The sequence below is a fragment of the Amnibacterium soli genome (assembly GCF_039544415.1).
In the GTDB taxonomy this organism is placed as follows: domain Bacteria; phylum Actinomycetota; class Actinomycetes; order Actinomycetales; family Microbacteriaceae; genus Amnibacterium; species Amnibacterium soli.
In genome coordinates this window covers 371,521-388,702 of sequence record NZ_BAABLP010000001.1, presented here as the reverse complement: position 1 = coordinate 388,702, position 17,182 = coordinate 371,521, and the positions used below count along the sequence as shown (strand labels likewise).

At 72.4% G+C, this 17,182-nt stretch carries 15 protein-coding genes and 2 riboswitches; of the genes, 4 read left to right on the top strand and 11 right to left on the bottom strand.

Going from position 1 to position 17,182, the window contains the following annotated elements; all coding sequences use genetic code 11:
- Positions 1–102 precede the first annotated feature (102 nt).
- From ABEA53_RS01865 to ABEA53_RS01840, 6 genes are all read right to left on the bottom strand, one after another.
- Positions 103–1,026: an acetamidase/formamidase family protein gene (locus ABEA53_RS01865; RefSeq protein ID WP_345479221.1), complete on the bottom strand. Its 924-nt coding sequence runs from the start codon at positions 1,024–1,026 to the stop codon at positions 103–105.
- Positions 1,023–2,132, bottom strand: coding sequence for an ABC transporter ATP-binding protein (locus tag ABEA53_RS01860; protein ID WP_345479220.1), 1,110 nt, complete (start codon positions 2,130–2,132; stop codon positions 1,023–1,025). Before ABEA53_RS01860 ends, ABEA53_RS01865 begins: the two co-directional genes overlap by 4 nt.
- Positions 2,133–2,151: 19 nt before the next feature.
- Positions 2,152–3,237, bottom strand: coding sequence for an ABC transporter ATP-binding protein (locus tag ABEA53_RS01855; protein ID WP_345479219.1), 1,086 nt, complete (start codon positions 3,235–3,237; stop codon positions 2,152–2,154).
- A gap of 23 nt (positions 3,238–3,260) precedes the next feature.
- Complete coding sequence (locus tag ABEA53_RS01850) at positions 3,261–4,265, bottom strand: ABC transporter permease (protein WP_345479218.1); 1,005 nt, start codon at positions 4,263–4,265, stop codon at positions 3,261–3,263.
- Positions 4,266–4,361: 96 nt separating this feature from the next.
- Complete coding sequence (locus ABEA53_RS01845) at positions 4,362–6,116, bottom strand: ABC transporter substrate-binding protein (protein ID WP_345479217.1); 1,755 nt, start codon at positions 6,114–6,116, stop codon at positions 4,362–4,364.
- Positions 6,117–6,264: 148 nt separating this feature from the next.
- On the bottom strand, positions 6,265–7,320 hold the full coding sequence (locus tag ABEA53_RS01840; protein WP_345479216.1) for an ABC transporter permease: 1,056 nt from the start codon (positions 7,318–7,320) through the stop codon (positions 6,265–6,267).
- A gap of 237 nt (positions 7,321–7,557) precedes the next feature.
- On the opposite strand from ABEA53_RS01840, the gene ABEA53_RS01835 reads away from it, so the two are divergent.
- Genes ABEA53_RS01835 through ABEA53_RS01825 form a run of 3 tightly spaced genes read left to right on the top strand, consistent with a single transcriptional unit; the run spans position 7,558 to position 9,670 of the window.
- Positions 7,558–8,322: a CPBP family intramembrane glutamic endopeptidase gene (locus ABEA53_RS01835; RefSeq protein WP_345479215.1), complete on the top strand. Its 765-nt coding sequence runs from the start codon at positions 7,558–7,560 to the stop codon at positions 8,320–8,322.
- Positions 8,319–9,119 carry a GNAT family N-acetyltransferase gene (locus tag ABEA53_RS01830; RefSeq protein WP_345479214.1) on the top strand — a complete coding sequence of 267 codons (801 nt, stop codon included), beginning with the start codon at positions 8,319–8,321 and terminating at the stop codon, positions 9,117–9,119. Before ABEA53_RS01835 ends, ABEA53_RS01830 begins: the two co-directional genes overlap by 4 nt.
- A gap of 11 nt (positions 9,120–9,130) precedes the next feature.
- On the top strand, positions 9,131–9,670 hold the full coding sequence (locus tag ABEA53_RS01825) for a 2'-5' RNA ligase family protein (RefSeq protein ID WP_345479213.1): 540 nt from the start codon (positions 9,131–9,133) through the stop codon (positions 9,668–9,670).
- 89 nt (positions 9,671–9,759) lie between these two features.
- Here the strand turns inward: ABEA53_RS01825 and gcvP are convergent, their stop codons facing one another.
- The 4 genes from gcvP to ABEA53_RS01805 form a co-directional block, all read right to left on the bottom strand.
- Positions 9,760–12,624, bottom strand: a complete 2,865-nt coding sequence (gene gcvP, locus ABEA53_RS01820) for an aminomethyl-transferring glycine dehydrogenase (protein ID WP_345479663.1) — start codon at positions 12,622–12,624, stop codon at positions 9,760–9,762.
- 54 nt (positions 12,625–12,678) lie between these two features.
- Positions 12,679–13,053 carry a glycine cleavage system protein GcvH gene (gcvH, locus tag ABEA53_RS01815; protein WP_345479212.1) on the bottom strand — a complete coding sequence of 125 codons (375 nt, stop codon included), beginning with the start codon at positions 13,051–13,053 and terminating at the stop codon, positions 12,679–12,681.
- A gap of 2 nt (positions 13,054–13,055) precedes the next feature.
- Complete coding sequence (gene gcvT / locus ABEA53_RS01810; protein ID WP_345479211.1) at positions 13,056–14,210, bottom strand: glycine cleavage system aminomethyltransferase GcvT; 1,155 nt, start codon at positions 14,208–14,210, stop codon at positions 13,056–13,058.
- A gap of 50 nt (positions 14,211–14,260) precedes the next feature.
- A riboswitch (glycine riboswitch) is annotated at positions 14,261–14,370 on the bottom strand.
- Position 14,371: 1 nt separating this feature from the next.
- Positions 14,372–14,457: riboswitch (glycine riboswitch) on the bottom strand.
- 86 nt (positions 14,458–14,543) lie between these two features.
- Positions 14,544–15,149 carry an LON peptidase substrate-binding domain-containing protein gene (locus ABEA53_RS01805; protein WP_345479210.1) on the bottom strand — a complete coding sequence of 202 codons (606 nt, stop codon included), beginning with the start codon at positions 15,147–15,149 and terminating at the stop codon, positions 14,544–14,546.
- Between the two features lie 214 nt (positions 15,150–15,363).
- On the opposite strand from ABEA53_RS01805, the gene ABEA53_RS01800 reads away from it, so the two are divergent.
- Positions 15,364–15,957, top strand: a complete 594-nt coding sequence (locus ABEA53_RS01800) for a GNAT family N-acetyltransferase (protein WP_345479209.1) — start codon at positions 15,364–15,366, stop codon at positions 15,955–15,957.
- Positions 15,958–16,046: 89 nt separating this feature from the next.
- On the opposite strand, the gene ychF is transcribed toward ABEA53_RS01800, so the two are convergent.
- Positions 16,047–17,117, bottom strand: coding sequence for a redox-regulated ATPase YchF (gene ychF, locus ABEA53_RS01795; RefSeq protein ID WP_345479208.1), 1,071 nt, complete (start codon positions 17,115–17,117; stop codon positions 16,047–16,049).
- Positions 17,118–17,182: the final 65 nt, after the last annotated feature.

Sequence of the window (17,182 nt, the reverse complement as noted above, 5' to 3'; positions counted from 1 at the left end):
GCCGTCATCGGCGCACTGATCAACACAACAGTGTACGGCCCGTCCGTGTTCCGGCCGGTCCCGCGGCGTTCCGCAGGACCTCGGGTCCTGCCGGGCAGGGGCTCAGACGAGGATCGACTGCGGCAGGTAGGCGGCCACGACCCAGTTCGGCCGGTCCACGACCTCCGTGATCTTCAGATCGACGGCGACCGAGCACAGGACGTACGCGTCGAGCGGAGCCAGCCCGGTCTCGCGCACGAGGTGGTCGATCATCGCGCGGACCGCGTCCTGCGACGCCCGCATGAGGTCGGGCGCGACGCCCGTCGTGGCGAAGTAGCCGCGGTCCTCGATGCCCGTGCGCAGCGGGCCCGGGGTGCGGAACTGCGGCGCGGGGATGGTGCGGCCCTTGTGGAGGCGGATGCGGATCGCGCCGGACAGGCTCGCCTCGATGGCCGCGCCGCACACCTCCCCGTCGCCCTGCGCGGCGTGCGGGTCGCCGAGCAGCACCCGGGCGCCCGGCGTCGAGACGGGCAGGAACACGCTGGTGCCGGCGACCAGGTCGCGCGTGTCGATGTTGCCGCCGAAGTGCCCGGGCGGGAACGGCGACAGCGGCTCGTCGCTGTCGGGCGTGGCGCCCATCACGCCGAGGAACGGGCGGAGGGGCACGCGGGCGGCGCCGAGGAAGTCGGCGTACCCGTCCTGCAGCTCCCAGCGGTGCACGTGGTACTCGGGGAAGTCGTCCTCGAGCAGCCCGAACTGCGGCAGGACGCTCGTCCACCCCCAGGTGCCCGGGCGGTAGTCGAGGACCTCGAGCTCGACGGCGTCGCCTGGCTCGGCGCCCGCGACCGTGATCGGCCCGGCGAGCGGGTAGAGCAGGTCGTAGTCGAGCGCCGGCGGCTCGGCGCCGTTGACGTGCGCGGCGAGCTGGCCGGCGCTGCACTCCTCGGCGTCGAAGGTGACGACGTCGCCGTCGGCCACCTCGAGCACCGGCTCGTGCCGGGTCGTCCACATGCGGTGGACGGGCCCCGGGACCTCGTGGGTGGTCACGCGGCCTTCGGACCGGTCGTGCGGATCGGGCCGGGCTCGCCGTCGATCAGGTCGGCGCGCACCTGCGGGAAGTGGCAGTAGACGCTCTGGCCCGGCCGCTTCTCCTCGAGCACCGGCTCGACGGTGCGGCAGTGCTCGCGCTCGGAGTCGGAGAGCTCGTTCTTGTACTTCGGGCAGCGGGTGTGGAACACGCAGCCGCTCGGCGGGCTCGACGGGCTGGGCAGGTCGCCCGTCAGCAGGATCTTCTCGCGGCGCGCCTCGACGGCGGGGTCCGGGATCGGCACGGCGGACAGCAGCGCGTGCGTGTACGGGTGCATCGGCGCCTCGTACAGCGTGTCGCGGTCGGTGATCTCCATGATCTTGCCGAGGTACATCACCGCGACCCGGTCGGAGATGTGGCGCACGACGGAGAGGTCGTGCGCGATGAAGACGTAGGCGAGGCCGAACTCGTTCTGCAGGTCCTCGAGCAGGTTCACGACCTGCGCCTGCACGGACACGTCGAGCGCGGAGACCGGCTCGTCGCAGACGATGAGCTTCGGCTGCAGGGCCAGCGCGCGGGCGATGCCGATGCGCTGCCGCTGGCCGCCGGAGAACTCGTGCGGGTACCGGTTGTAGTGCTCGGGGTTCAGGCCCACGCGCTCCATGAGGCCCTGGACGGTGCGCTTCACGCCGCCGCTCGGCTTCTCTCCCTGGATGCGGAACGGCGAACCGACGATCGTGCCGATCGTGTGCCGGGGGTTCAGCGACGAGTACGGGTCCTGGAAGATCATCTGCATCTGCCGACGCAGGGGGCGCATCTGCCGCCCCGAGAACTTCGTGACGTCCTGGCCCTCGAAGCGGACCGTGCCGCCGGTGGGCTCGATGAGCTTGGAGATCGCGCGGCCGGTGGTCGACTTGCCGCAGCCGGACTCACCGACGAGGCCGAGGGTCTCGCCCTGCGCCAGCGAGAACGAGACGCCGTCGACGGCCTTGACGGGGTTGCCCTTCTGCCCGAGCAGCCCGACGCTGCGGCCGGGGAAGTACTTCTCGACGCCCTGGACCTCGAGCAGCGGCTCGGCGGTGCGGGCGGTGCCGGAGGCGGCCGGCTGGGGAGCGGTGGTGGTCATCGTGGCAGGCCTTCGTCGATCAGAGGGACGGGCGGATCTCGGTCAGCAGGATCTGCTGCCGCTCCTCGGGGGCGATGTGGCAGCGCACCTCGTGCCGCGTGATCCCCTCCTTCGTCCCGTGGGTCGGGAGGAGGTCGGGGTGCTCGGTGAAGCACCGGTCCCCCTCGACGCGGTCGGAGAACCGGCAGCGCGGGTTGAACACGCAGCCCTTCGGCACGTTGATCAGCGACGGCGGCGAGCCGGGGATCGGGGTGAGCCGCTCCTGGCGCACGCGGTCCATGCGGGGCATGGACCCGAGCAGGCCCCAGGTGTACGGCATCTCGGGCTGGTCGAAGAGCTCGTCGACCGCGCCCTTCTCGACGCACTGGCCGCCGTACATCACGACGACCTGGTCGCACGTCTCCGCCACGACGCCGAGGTCGTGCGTGATGATGATGACCGCGGAGTTCAGCTCGTCGCGCAGCTCCTTGATCAGCTCGAGGATCTGCGCCTGCACGGTCACGTCGAGGGCGGTGGTCGGCTCGTCGGCGATCAGCAGCTTCGGCTCGCAGATGAGCGCCATCGCGATCATCGCGCGCTGCCGCATGCCGCCGGAGAACTGGTGCGGGTAGTCGTCGTAGCGGCCCGCCGCGTTCGGGATCCCGACCTTCTGCAGCATCGCGATCGTGCGCTGCTTCGCCTCCTTCTTCGACACCTTGTGGTGCACGAGGTAGGCCTCGGAGATCTGGTTCCCGATCGAGTAGAAGGGGTGCAGGCTCGACAGCGGGTCCTGGAAGATCATCGAGACCTCGTCGCCCCGGACCGCCCGCATGTCGTTCTCGGACAGCGGGACCAGGTCCTGGTCGTCGAGCAGGATGCGCCCGGTCACCTGAGCCTTCGAGCCCTTGTGCAGCCCGAGGATCGCCTGGGCGGTGACGCTCTTGCCCGAGCCCGACTCCCCGACGATGCCGAGGATCTCTCCGCGCCGCAGCGCGAAGGACAGGCCGTCGACGCTCTTCACGAGTCCGTCGTCGGTCGGGAAGTGCACGTGCAGGTCGTCGACGACGAGGAACGGCTGCTCGTCGCGGACGTCGCGCGGGGCGTACGCGGTGGAGGTGTCGACCACTGGGATCTCCTGGTACGAGGGGGTCAGACCGTCACACGCGGGTCGATGACCGCGTAGAGGAGGTCGACGATGAAGTTGGCCAGGACGAGCGCGAAGGCAGCCACGACGGTGACGCCGAGCATGACCGGCAGGTCCATGTCGCGGATCGACTGGATGGACAGCGCGCCGAGGCCGCGGAGGTTGAAGACCGACTCGGTGATGATCGTCGTGCCGATGAGGCCGCCGATGTCGATGCCGAAGATGGTCACGATGGGTGTGAGCGCGGCGCGCAGGCCGTGCTTGACGACGATCGTACGCCGGTCGAGCCCCTTGGCCCGTGCGGTGCGGATGTAGTCCTCGTTCATCGTCTCGAGCACGTTCGAGCGGGTGAGCCGCGCGTAGAGGGCCGCGAACAGCAGCGCGAGGCACAGCCAGGGCAGCAGCAGGCTCGTGAACCAGCCGACCGGGTCCGTGAAGATGCTGACGTAGCCGTCGTTGTCCGGCAGCCACCCCAGCGTGTAGACGAACAGCAGCAGGGCGACGGGGCCGGTGAAGAAGATGGGCAGCGAGACCGCCGCGAGGGCGCCGGTCATGCCGGCGCGGTCGATGAACGAGCCGGGCTTCAGGCCGGACAGCGTGCCGACGAGCAGGCCGCCGACGAGCCACAGCAGCGCGGCGCCGACGGCGAGGCTGATGGTGACGGGCACGGCCTGGCCGATCAGCGTGCTGACCAGCTCGTTGCGGCGGAACGAGTAGCCGAAGCACGGGAACGGGCACGCGACGGCGGCGCTCGTGCCGTCGGTGATGTTCTTGCCGAAGAAGCCGGCGAGGTAGGACCAGTACTGCACGGGGAGCGGCTGGTCGAACCCGAAGCGGTGGGTCAGGGACTTCAGCAGCTCGGGCGTCGCAGGCGCCTTGCCGATGTAGTAGTACACCGGCGACGACTTCGCCAGCAGGGGCACGGCCTGGAAGATCAGGAACGTGATCAGGCTGACGACGATCAGCACGAGCACCATGCCGACGAGGCGGCTCACGATGAAGCGGATCATGTGGTTTCGGGCCGGGTGCCCGGCCGGTCCGAGGACCGGCCGGGCACCCTTTCCTTGTCCTTCCTCAGAGGAGGGACGGGGCAGCGCTCGTGAGCGCTACTTGCCGTCGCTGACGCCGACGTTGACCACGTCGTACGCGCCGAAGCCGAGCGCGTTGTTCGAGGTCACGTTGGTCATGCGGGGGTTGCGGTACCAGAGGTCCGCGGCGTAGCGCGTCGGCAGGAACTGCGCGCCCTCCATGAGCGCGTGGTTCAGGGCCTCACCGGACTGCTGCGTGCTGGGCGTCCCGGTGTCGTCGAGCACCTTGTTCACCTCGGGGATGTTGATCGAGGCGTAGTTGCTGTTGCCCTGGGGCAGGATCGCGTTGCCGTTGACGATGTTCTGGAACATGCCGTACGGCGTCGGGAAGTCCGCACCCCAACCGGCGGCGATCAGGCCGAGACCCTGGTTCTTCACGTTGTTCGGCGAGCCGACGAACGTGGAGTAGTAGTCGCTGGCGCTGGACGTCGCGGCCGAGACCGTGATGCCGACGCGGCCGAGCGCGGCCTTGACGGCTGCGAAGGCCTTGCCGTTGGTGGCGTCGGGCGTGGAGTAGGCGTACTTGGTCGCGAAGCCGTTCGGCTTGCCGCACGCCTTCAGCTCGGCCTTGGCCTTGGTCAGGTCGCCGGTGTTGTCCTTGCCGCTCGGGTAGGGGTTGTACGACGGGTCGTAGCCGAGGATGCCCGGAGGGGTCGCGGAGTACGCGATCTTGCCGGCGGCTGCGCCACCCGCGATCGCGAGGCCCGCGGCCTTGTTCCACGCGTAGAACACGGCCTTGCGGCAGTGGATGTTGTCGAACGGCGCGACGCTGGCGGCGATCGCCGTGTAGCGCGTCGTCGGACCAGCCGGGTTGTCGGAGTTCGCCTTCAGCTTCGGCTGCGTGAGGATCTGCGACTGGAACGTCGGGTTGACCGCCTGCTCCATGCGCGCGTCAGCGGCGCCGGTGCGGAGCTGGTTGTCGATGTCGTCGCTGTTCGAGTTGATCGTCAGCGTGATCTCGTTCACCTTCGGCTTGCGGATCGAGTCGGTCGACTGGGACCAGTACTTGTTCCGCGTGAAGGTCACCGACTTGGTCGGCGTGTAGCTCGAGATCTGGAACGGGCCGGAGGCGGCGGGCGCCTTCGTGTAGTTCGCGCCGGTGTCCTTCGCCTTCGGGACCGGCGCCGAGGTCGGCAGGCCCAGGAGGTAGTTGAAGTCGGCGAACGCCTTCTTCAGGTGGAAGGTGATCGTGTTGCCGGACACCTCGATCGCCGAGCTGGGCAGGTCGCCGCTCTTGTACGGGCCCTTGTAGGACGAGGGCGCGTCGATGATCGCGGTGAAGTAGAAGCCGGGGCCGCCCGTGATCACGTCGGTCGCGTAGCTGCGCTCGATCGCGTACTTGATGTCCTGCGCCTTGATGTCCGTGCCGTCGGCGTACTTCAGGCCGTCCTTGAGCGTGTACTTCCACTCGGTGTAGTCGGCGTTGTGCGAGCCGAGGTCCGTCGCGAGGTCGGGCGCGAGGGTGAACTTGGTGCCGTTCACCTTCGAGTAGTTCACGAGCGTGCGGCTGAACACGCGCTGCATGTTCAGGCACCAGCCGTAGTAGGTGCGGGCCGGGTCCCAGCTGTCGCAGTCGCTGCTGGAGAGCAGCTTCAGTGTGCCGCCCGTCTTGCTGGACGGGTTGATGACCTTGTCGACCGCCGCGTTGAAGCCGGTCGTCGCCGCCGACGAGCTGCCGCCGCCGCTCTTGGCGTTCGACGAACAGCCGGCGAGGAGCATGGCTCCCACGACGGCGACGCTGGCGAACGCCAGCGTCTTCCTCTTGAACCTCATCGAGATGTCCTCTCGCTCTGTGTGCTGTGTCGGACGGCGGTGCAGCCGCCCGTGGGTTCGGCCAGGACGGCCCGGCGGTGCGCTGCGGAACGGGGTCCGCTGCGGCCGCACGATCGAGGGGCGCCGGAGGCGCCGGGGAGGGGGTGGGTCATCGGCTCGCTTTGGGGTCGAGCGCGTCGCGGAGGCCGTCGCCGAACAGGTTGAAGGCGAGGACCGTGATGAAGATGGCGAGACCCGGCAGGAAGATGTAGAAGGGGTCGACCTGGATGTAGCCGCCCGCGTCGGAGAGCATCTGCCCCCACGACGGCGTGGGCGGGATGACGCCGACGCCGAGGAACGACAGCCCGGCCTCGCCGAGGATGTTGTTCGGGATGGCGAGCGTCGTGTAGACGAGGATCGGGCCGACGAGGTTCGGGGCGATCTCGCGGAACATGATCCGGGCGTTGCCGGCGCCGAGGCTCCGCGCCGCCTCCACGAACTCCTTCTCGCGCAGCGAGAGCACCTGGCCGCGGACGATGCGGCCGATGTAGGGGAACGCGAAGAACCCGAGGACGAACACGATCACCGTGTACCGGACGACCGGCGCGCCGCTGATGATGCTCGACACCGAGACCAGCGCGAGCGAGAAGAGCAGCGTCGGGAAGGACAGCAGCACGTCCATGACGCGGGAGAGGACGGTGTCGATCCAGCCCCGGTAGAAGCCGGACACCACGCCGGCGACGACGCCGAGCACCAGCGACAGCACGGTGGCGAGGCCGGCGATCACGAGCGAGGTCCGCGCGCCGTAGAGCAGGTTGGTCAGGATGTCCTGGCCGGACAGCGGGGTGATGCCGAGCCAGAACTGGCCGTTCGCACCGCTGAAGGGGCCGACCGGCAGCCCCGTCAACGGGTCCGTGGCCTGGTTCGGCGGGGTGTTGTGGCCGGTGGCGAAGGTGTCGCCCGGCCGACCGGTGATGTTCTGGTAGACCGCCGCGATCGGGTCCGCGAACACCGCGAGCAGGATGAACAGCACGATCACGACGCCGCCGGCGAGGGCGATCCGGTCCCGGCGCAGCCGCCGCCAGGCGATCGCCCAGAGCGAGCGGCCGGCGATGTCGGAGGAGGTCGCGTCGGGCGCCTTGTTCCCGTCGCCCTGGAGCCCGGCTCCTGCGAGCCCGTCGTCCGCCGCGACCGCTTCGAACTCGGTGGGCCCGCTCAGTGACACGCCTTGACCCTCCCGAGGGAATCCGCGGCATCCGTCGCCGCGCCCCCGGATGGGGACGGAGGTAGCGTACGTACGCAGGGTCGCCCTACAAAACCGGTGAAGAATTCGTTACATGTCGGAAATGGTCGGAGTCGTTCCAGTGCACATCCGGCCACATCCGTTGCCCCTCGGCGCGGCGGGACGCACGATCGTTGCGCTGGACGCCGCTTCATCGGTCCGCCACAGCCCGAACCCAGCATGACCGGCGCGACGTCGCAGGCGCCGACGCCGGTCCGCAGGCCGGGCGCGGAGCTGCTGCTCGTGCTCGGCGTGAGCCTCGGGCAGTCGGCGGTCTACTCCGTCCTGTCGCTCGCCGACTCGCTCACCCGCGGCCCGCTGAACCGGCAGACGCAGACGCTGAACCCGCAGCAGAGCGATCGCGCCTTCTTCGACCTGGTCGAGCAGCTGCTCGCGATCGCCTTCCCGCTCGTCCCCGTCCTGCTCGCCCTCTACCTGATGGGCCCTTCGGTGCTCCGCCGCATCGGGCTCGACCTGCGCCGTCCCGGGTTCGACGCGGGCGCCGGGGTCCTGCTCGCGGTGTGCATCGGCGTGCCGGGCCTCGCCCTCTACTTCGGCGCGGTCGCGCTGAACCTCAACCTCAACGTGGCCACCTCCGGCATCGGGCCGCAGTGGTACGCCGTGCCCGTGCTCGTGCTGTCCGCCCTGCGGGCGGCGGTGCAGGAGGAGGTGCTCGTCGTGGCGTTCCTCGTCGACCGCCTCGACGCGAAGGGCTGGCGGCCGTGGGCCGTGCTGCTCACGAGCGCCCTGCTGCGCGGGTCGTACCACCTCTACCAGGGCTTCGGCGGCTTCGTCGGGAACGCGGTGATGGGCGTCGTCTTCGTGCTCGTGTACCGGCGGTGGGGCCGTCTCGGGCCGCTCGTGGTCGCCCACTTCCTGCTCGACCTCGTGAGCTTCGTCGGCTACGACCTGCTGAAGCAGCTGGCGCCCGGTCTGCTGCCGTGACGGGCGCCGTCGCGTCCCTCGCCTTCCGCACCGACCTCGCGCTGCTCGCCGCGCAGGGCGCCGTCGTGACCGTCGAGCCCGGCGCGACCGCGGTGCGGATGCCCGGCAACCCGGCGTTCCGCTGGGGCAACTTCCTGCTCGTGCCCGAGGCAGGCGACCCCGGGGCGCGGATCCAGCAGCACGCGGCCGCGTTCCCCGGCGCGGGCTTCACCACGATCGGCGTCGACGACCCGCACGCCGTGGTCGACGAGGGCGCGTGGCTCACGTCGGGCTTCACGGTCGAGCGCCACGCCGTCCTGGTCGCCGACCGCGCGCCCGCGGTCGCTGGCCCGGTCGTGCGGCCGCTGGCGGGCGATGCGGACTGGACCGCCGAGACGGCGATCGCCGTCTCGCTCGACGAGGACCCGGACGGCGCGGTCGACCCGGTGCAGGCGGACTTCAGCCGTCGCCGCACGGCCGAGAAGCGCCGGCTGACCGAGGCGGGCCGCGCGGTGTGGCTCGGCGCGGAGGTGGACGGCGTCGTCGTCGCGACCGCGGGCGTCGCCGACGCCGGGGACGGCACCGCGCGGTTCCAGGACGTGCAGACCGACGCGGGGCACCGGCGCCGGGGCTGCGCGAGCGCCCTGATCGCCGAGGGGGTGCGCACCGCGGCCGTGCGCTTCGGCAGCGCGCGGTTCGTGATCGTCGCCGAGCGGGAGGGCCCCGCGATCGGCCTCTACCGGCGGCTCGGCTTCCGCGAGACGGAGACGCAGCTGCAGCTCACGCGGCTCGGAGGCGCTGTCGGGCCGGCCGCGTAGCGTCGACGCCCGTGGTCCAGAGCATCGAGCTGCTGTTCGACGACGACACGGAGGCGGCGCTGCGATCCGCGTGGTCGGCGCTCGCCGATGCCGGGCTGCCGAGCCTCGCCTCCCACACGAGCGAGTCGAACCGCCCGCACGTGACCGTCGCGGTCGCCGAGGAGCAGGGCTTCGAGGCAGCCGAGACCGCGCTGCGCGCCGTCTTCGAGGGCTGGTCGCTGGCGAGCGGGGGCCTCGCCGCCGCCGTGGGCTCGCCGGTGCTGTTCGGCGGTCACAAGCACCGCTTCGTGCTGGCCCGGCAGATCGTGCCGAGCCGTCCCCTACTCACGATGCACTCCGCCGTGCACCGCGCGCTGCAGCAGCACGCGCCCGACGCGGTCGTCGACCCGCAGACGGCGCCCGACTCCTGGACGCCGCACGCGACGCTCGCGCGGCGGATGCCCGACGACCGCCTCGGCGAGGCGCTGGCGGCCGTCGACCTCGAGCCGCTCCCCTGCCGCTTCCGCGCCGCCCGCCTCTGGACTCCGTCGAGAAGACGCTCACCGCGCTGAGCTGACGGGTGTCCGGGCGGGAACGGCCGTGCCGGGCGCCCGTGGACGCCCGGCACGGCCGGAAGGGCCCGGATCGGGCGCTGCGGCGGCTACTCGAAGGCGCCGGGGGGCGGGCAGGCGCAGACCAGGTTGCGGTCGCCGTACGCCTGGTCGATGCGGCGCACCGGCGGCCAGTACTTGCCCCGCACGGCGCGCAGCCGCGCCTCGCCCGACGTCGCCTGCTCGAACGGGTACGCCGCGGTCTCGCGCGAGTACGCGTGCGGCCAGACGGTGTCCGTGACCGCGCGCGCCGTGTGCGGCGCGTTGCGGAGCGGGTTGTCGTCCGCCGGCCACTCCCCCGCACCGACCCGGGACGCCTCGGCCCGGATGGCGAGCATCGCGTCGACGAAGCGGTCGATCTCCGCGAGGTCCTCGCTCTCCGTGGGCTCGACCATGAGCGTGCCCGGCACCGGGAACGACATCGTCGGGGCGTGGAAGCCGTAGTCGACGAGGCGCTTCGCCACGTCGTCGACGGTCACGCCGGTCTCCTCCGTCATCGGCCGCAGGTCGAGGATGCACTCGTGCGCGACGAGGCCGCCGTCGCCCCGGTACAGGACCGGGTACGCCTCGGACAGCCGCACGGCGACGTAGTTCGCAGCGAGCACCGCGGCGTCGGTCGCCTCCCGCAGCCCGTCGGCGCCCATCATCCGCACGTACGCCCACGAGATCGGCAGGATGCCGGGCGAGCCGAACGGCGCCGCCGAGACGGGCGTGCCGCCGAAGCGGCCCGGCCCGCGGACGCCCTCCGGCGCCTCCTGCGCGAACGGGTGCGACGGCAGGTGCGCCGCGAGGTGCGCCTTCGCCGCGACCGGACCCACGCCGGGCCCGCCGCCGCCGTGCGGGATGCAGAACGTCTTGTGCAGGTTCAGGTGGCTGACGTCGCCGCCGAAGTCGCCGAAGCGCGCCCGGCCGACGAGGGCGTTGAGGTTCGCGCCGTCGATGTACACCTGGCCGCCCGCGGCGTGCACCGCGTCGGTGACCGCCCGCACCTCGTGCTCGTAGACGCCGTGCGTCGACGGGTACGTGATCATCAGCGCGGCGAGCTCGTCGGCGTGCGCCGCGACCTTCGCCCGCAGGTCGGCGAGGTCGACGTTCCCGAGCTCGTCGCAGGCCACCACGACGACCTTCAGCCCCGCGAGGACCGCGGACGCGGCGTTGGTGCCGTGCGCGGAGGAGGGGATGAGGCAGACGGTGCGGGCGTCGTCGCCGTTCGCGCGGTGGTAGCCGCGGATGGCGAGCAGGCCGGCGAGCTCGCCCTGGCTGCCCGCGTTCGGCTGCAGGCTGACCGCGTCGTACCCGGTGAGGTCGGCGAGCCACGCCTCCAGCTGCCCGATCAGCTCGAGCGAGCCGGCGACGTCCTCCGCGGGGGCGAAGGGGTGCAGGTCGGCGAACTCCGGCCAGGTGACGGCGGCCATCTCGGTCGCCGCGTTCAGCTTCATCGTGCAGGAGCCGAGGGGGATCATCCCGCGGTCGAGCGCGTAGTCGAGGTCGGCGAGGTACTTGAGGTACCGCATCATGCCGGTCTCGGAATGGAACGTGTTGAACACGGGGTGCTCGAGGTACGCGGAGGTGCGGAGCAGCTGCACCGGCAGCGTCGCCGCGCCGCCGGCCACGAACGTCGGGCGCTCCCCCGAGCCGTCCGCGAGCAGGTCGACGAGGACGTCGACGACCGCCTCGTCGGTGGTCTCGTCGAACGCCAGCCCGATCGTGCCCGCGTCCACCAGGCGCAGCCAGAGGCCCCGGTGCCGCGCCGCCTCCACCGCCTGCGCGGCGTCCGGCACGTCGACGAGCACGGTGTCGAAGAACGGCTGCTCGCGCACGACGACGCCGGCCGCGCGGAGCCGGCTCGCGGCGCGCGAGGCGGTCGCGTGCACGTGCTCCGCGATCCGCTTCAGCCCGGCGGGCCCGTGGTAGACGGCGTACATCGACGCCATGACGGCCAGCAGCACCTGCGCCGTGCAGATGTTGCTCGTCGCCTTCTCGCGGCGGATGTGCTGCTCCCGGGCCTGCAGGCTGAGCCGGTAGGCCGGGGCGCCGTCCGCGTCCTTCGAGACGCCGACGAGGCGCCCGGGCAGCTGGCGCTCGAGCCCCGCGCGCACGGCCATGAAGCCGGCGTGCGGCCCGCCCATCGCCATCGGCACGCCGAAGCGCTGGCTGCTGCCCACGGCGACGTCGGCGCCGAGGTCGCCGGGGGCGGCGAGCAGGGTGGTGGCGAGCAGGTCGGCGGCGGCGACCGCGAGGCCGCCCCGCTCCTTGGCCGCGGCGATCACGTCGGTCGGGTCCCAGACGCGGCCGGAGGCGCCCGGGTGCTGCACGAGCACGCCGAACAGGTCGCCGTCGGGCAGCCCGGCGCCGGCGAGGTCCGCCTCCACCAGCTCGATGCCGACCGCCTCCGCGCGCCCGGCCAGCACGGCCTTCGTCTGCGGGAGGGCGTCGGCGTCGACCACGAATCGGGCGGTGCGGGCCTTCGACGCCCGGCGCGCGAGCAGCATCGCCTCGACGACCGCGGTCGCCTCGTCGAGCATCGAGGCGTTCGCCGTGGTGAGCCCGGTGAGGTCGGCGACCATCGTCTGGAAGTTCAGCAGGGCCTCCAGGCGGCCCTGCGAGATCTCCGGCTGGTACGGCGTGTAGGCGGTGTACCAGGAGGGGTTCTCGAGCACGTTGCGCTGGATCACGGCCGGCGTGATCGTGCCCGAGTAGCCCAGGCCGATCAGCGAGGTGCGCACCGTGTTGCGGCGCGCGAGGCGCCGCAGCTCGGCGATCGCCTCGCGCTCGGTGGCGGCGGGCGGCAGGGAGGTCGGAAGGTCCTCCTCCTGCCGGATCGACGCGGGCACCGCGCGGGCCATCAGCTCGTCGGCGGAGTCCACGCCGACGGCGGCGAGCATCCGCTCGCGGGCGGAGGCGGTGGTGCCGATGTGGCGGCGGCGGAACGCGCCGAGGTCGGGTGTCTGTCCGGACGGCGAGGTCGGTCATGCGGCTCCCGTCAGCGCGTCGTAGGCGGCCTTGTCCAGCAGGTCGGGCAGCTCGGCCACCTGCACCTTGAGCAGCCAGCCCGCGCCGAGCGGGTCGCTGTTGACGATCTCGGGCGAGGCGGCGACGTCGTCGTTCACCTCGGTGACGGTGCCCGTGACCGGGCAGAACAGCTCGCCGACCGACTTCGTCGACTCGAGCTCGCCGATGACCTGGCCGGCCTCGACCGAGTCGCCGACCTTCGGCAGGTCGACGTAGACGATGTCTCCGAGCTGGGCGGCCGCGTAGCCGGTGATCCCGACGGTCGCGACGTCGCCCTGCGCGTCCACCCACTCGTGGTCGGCCGTGTACCGCAGTTCCTGTTCGCTCGCCATGATCAGGCCTTTCGGGAGTAGAAGGGCAGCGGGACGCTGGTGACGGGGAGGCGGGTGCCGCGCACGTCGACGGCGAGGGGCTCGTCGACGGCGTCGCGGTCGACGTAGGCCATCGCGACGGGGTGGCCGAGCGTGGGGCTGAGCGCGCCGCTGGTGACGACGCCGACCTCGCGGTCGCCCGCGAGCACCGGGTAGCCCTCGCGGGCCGCCCGGCGGCCCTCGGCCCGCAGGCCGACGAGCACGCGGGCGCGGTCCGCCTCCGACGACTCGACGGCGTCGCGGCCGACGTAGTCCGCGGCCTTGCCGCGCTGCACGAGACGGCCGAGACCGGCCTGCTGCGGCGTGGTGAGCGAGCTCAGCTCGTGCCCGTAGAGCGGCATGCCCGCCTCCAGCCGCAGGGTGTCCCGCGCGGCGAGGCCGGCCGGCACGAGGCCCGAGCCGCGGCCGGTGTCCATCAGCGCGGCCCACAGCCGCGGCAGCAGCGCGGGGGCGGCGTACAGCTCGAAGCCGTCCTCGCCCGTGTAGCCGGTGCGCGCGACGAGCACCGGGTGGCCGTCCCAGTTCGCGCGGAGGAAGCGGTAGTTGCCGAGCGCCCCGAGCAGCTCGCGGAAGCGGGCCTCGGTCGGGTCGTCGTCGTCCGCGGCGAAGGCGGGCACCTCGAGCAGGATCTCCTGCGAGCGCGGCCCCTGGATCGCGATGAGCCCGATGTCGTCGGTCTCGTCCTGGACCTCGGCGTCGAAGCCGACGACGCGGTCGCGGAGGTGGTCCACGACGACCTCGCGGTTGGCCGCGTTCGCGACCACGAGGTAGCGGTCCTCGCCGGTGCGGTAGACGACGAGGTCGTCGTCGACGCCGCCCTCGCCGTTCAGCAGCAGCGTGTACTTCGCGCGGCCGACGGGCGTCCTCGACAGCTCGCCGAGCAGGGCCGCGTCGAGCGCGGCCGCCGCGTCGGGGCCGAGCACGAGGATCTCGGCCATGTGCGACAGGTCGAAGAGGCCCGCGGCCCGGCGCACCGCGTGGTGCTCGGCGAGGTCGCCCGCGTAGCGCAGCGGCATGCTCCAGCCGGCGAACTCGGTGAAGGAGGCGCCGGCGGCCTCGTGCACCTCGTGCAGGCTCGAGCGGCGGAGGTCGGCGGGCGGCCTGGCGGGTTCGGACACACGGACTCCTCGACGGTCGAGCGCCGGACCGACGGCGTCGGCCCGGGCGGAACTCCCCCTCTGTCATGGGGCCTGAGAGATTCGGTGCGGCTGCCGCCGCGCCTTTCCCCGTCGGCGGGAGCCCGGTGCCCGATGGGCACGGCTCCGCTCTCCAGAGCGGCCTGTCCGATGCGGTGCGTGGACCTGAGAGATTCCGGGGCGGTTGCTCCTACGGTGCCGGCGCCGCCGGCTCTCCCGCATCGGCCGTTCGGCCGGTGTGTTCGGTTGTGCCCCTCATGCTAATGGGCCCCCCGACGGCCGTCACCGGCTCCGCGCGATCCCGTCGATGCGGCGTCAGGATCCGTACAGGGGCTCCGCCTCGCCGGCGAGGTCGATCGTGCGCGACAGCAGCCGCTCGATGGACGTCGAGCGCAGCAGGTCGAGCTGGTCGAGGGGGCCGAAGGGCGCGATCGCGGCGAGCTGCCACGCCGCGGCGGCCGGGTCGTCGTCGAGGCCGATGTCGGGCGGCCACGGCAGCTCCTCCCCCGCCTCCTCCGCGAGCTTCAGCAGCCGCCGGACGAGCCGGTCGGCGCGCTCGAGCAGGGGCGCGAGGTCGTCGGACCACTCCGGGTCGGGCAGGTCGGTCACCTCGGCACGGGGGTAGGGCGCGTCGTCCAGCCAGCGGTCGACGCGGATGGTCCGCACGCCCTGGGCGATGAGCAGGATGGACTCGCCGGAGGTGTCGAGGCTGCCGATCTGCGCGACGGTGCCGATGTCGGTGCGCACGTCGCCGCCGCCCACCTCCTGGCCCCGCTCGATGAGGGTGACGCCGAACTCGCTCGGCTCGTCGCCGAGGATGTCGCCCAGCATCGCCAGGTAGCGCGGCTCGAACACCCGGAGCGGCAGCGGCATGTGCGGCAGCAGCACCGAGCCGAGCGGGAACATCGCGATCTCGGTCACGCGATCAGGCAACCACGGTTCCTTGTGCACGGGAACGCGGGCCGGCGCTGCGGGCCGAGGTTCCGGCCGAGCCTGGGCGCCCGCCGCCGATCGGCCGTCCTGCGGCCGACCTCGCGGTGCGGAGCGACCCGACATACGCAGGGAGTGCACGCGCGGGGACGACACGGCCGCGACGTGCACGGATCGCCGAGGTGCTGGGCACACTGGCGCGGTGATGACGTCGACGCTCCCGGCCGCGTTCTTCGCCCGCCCCTGCGCACCGGGCGTCGACCTGGTGCTGCGGGAGCTGTCGACGACGGTCGAGATGCACGAGCTCGTGGTGGACAACCTCGCGCACCTGCGCCGGTGGGAGCAGTGGGCCCGGGCGGAGCCGACGCTGCCCCGCACGTTCGAGCACACGAGGCGGCGCCTCGACGAGTTCACGCAGGGCCGGTCGCTGCCCTGCGCGATCCGCGTCGGCGGCGAGCTGGTGGGCGCCGTCGAGCTGGCCATCGACCCGGCCTCCTCCACCGGCGACCTCGGGGTCTGGGTGTCGACCGCCGCGGAGGGCCGCGGGATCGCGCGGGCCGCGTGCGAGGCGGTGCTCGACCACGCCTTCGGCTCCGCCCGGCTGGGCCGGGTGGAGGCGCGGATCGCCGCCGCGAACGTGCGCAGCCGCCGGCTGGCGGAGCAGCTCGGCTTCGCCCTCGAGGGGGTGCTGCGCAGCGCGCACCTCGTCGGCGACGAGCGCCACGACCTCGCCGTCTACGGGCTGCTCGCGGAGGACCGGGAGGCGGCGCGCGACGGCGCCCGGCGCGCGGCCGCGTGAGCGCCTGGTCTCGGCCGGCCCGCACCGAGACCCGCTCTGCTGACGCCGATCGAGGCGCCCCGGCTCAGCGCGGCGGACGACGCGCGGGATCAGCCGTGGCGCCACTCCACGACGTCGCCGTCCTGCATCGCGTACTCCTTGCCCTCGATGCGGGCGCGGCCGCGGTTGCGGGCCTCCGCGATCGACCCGGCGTCGACGAGGTCCTCGAAGCCGATCACCTCCGCCTTGATGAACTTCTTCTCGAAGTCGGTGTGGATCACGCCGGCGGCCTCGGGGGCGAGGGCGCCGCGGCGGATGGTCCAGGCGCGCGACTCGTCCGGCCCGGCCGTCAGGTAGGTCTGCAGGCCGAGCGTGTCGAAGCCGATGCGGGCGAGCTGGTCGAGCCCGCTCTCCTCCTGGCCCGTGGACGCGAGCAGCTCGGCCGCGTCCTCGGGGTCGAGGTCGATGAGCTCGCTCTCGATCTTCGCGTCGAGGAACACGGCCGGGGCGGGGGCGACGAGGGCGGCGAGCTCGGCCTTGCGCGCGTCGTCGGTGAGCACCGACTCGTCGACGTTGAAGACGTAGAGCACGGGCTTCGCGGTGAGCAGGCCGAGGTCCCGGATCGGCGCGAGGTCGATGCCGGAGGCGGCGAGGCGCGTGCCGCCGTCGAGCGCCGCGCGGGCCGCGCGGATCGTGTCGAGGACCTCCTGCGGCGTCTTCCGCCCGCGGACCTCCTTCTCCACCCGCGTCTCCGCGCGCTCGAGCGTCTGCAGGTCGGCGAGGATCAGCTCGGTCGCGATCGTCTCGAGGTCGCTCGCCGGGTTCACACCGCCGGCGACGTGCACGACGTCGGGGTCGGCGAAGCCCCGCACGACCTCGGCGATGGCGTCCGCCTCGCGGATGTTCGCGAGGAACTGGTTGCCGAGCCCCTCCCCCTCCGACGCGCCCTTCACGATGCCGGCGATGTCGACGAAGGAGACGGCGGCGGGCACGACCTTCTTCGAGTCGAAGAGCCGCGCGAGCACCTGCAGCCGGGGGTCGGGCAGGTCGACGACGCCGACGTTCGGCTCGATCGTCGCGAACGGGTAGTTCGCCGCGAGCACGGTGTTCTTGGTCAGCGCGTTGAAGAGCGTCGACTTGCCGACGTTGGGCAGGCCGACGATGCCGATGGTGAGAGCCACGGCCGACAACCGTAGTTCCGCCCGGCCGACCTTCCCGCCCCGAGCCGCCGCCGGGTCCGCCCTCG

Coding starts and splice junctions, on each gene's coding strand:
- ABEA53_RS01860 (WP_345479220.1), bottom strand. CDS start 2,132: ATGACCACCACCGCTCCCCAGCCGGCCGCCTCCGGCACCGCCCGCACC.
- gcvH (WP_345479212.1), bottom strand. CDS start 13,053: ATGGCGAGCGAACAGGAACTGCGGTACACGGCCGACCACGAGTGGGTG.
- ABEA53_RS01850 (WP_345479218.1), bottom strand. CDS start 4,265: ATGATCCGCTTCATCGTGAGCCGCCTCGTCGGCATGGTGCTCGTGCTG.
- ABEA53_RS01835 (WP_345479215.1), top strand. CDS start 7,558: ATGACCGGCGCGACGTCGCAGGCGCCGACGCCGGTCCGCAGGCCGGGC.
- ABEA53_RS01845 (WP_345479217.1), bottom strand. CDS start 6,116: ATGAGGTTCAAGAGGAAGACGCTGGCGTTCGCCAGCGTCGCCGTCGTG.
- ABEA53_RS01800 (WP_345479209.1), top strand. CDS start 15,364: ATGACGTCGACGCTCCCGGCCGCGTTCTTCGCCCGCCCCTGCGCACCG.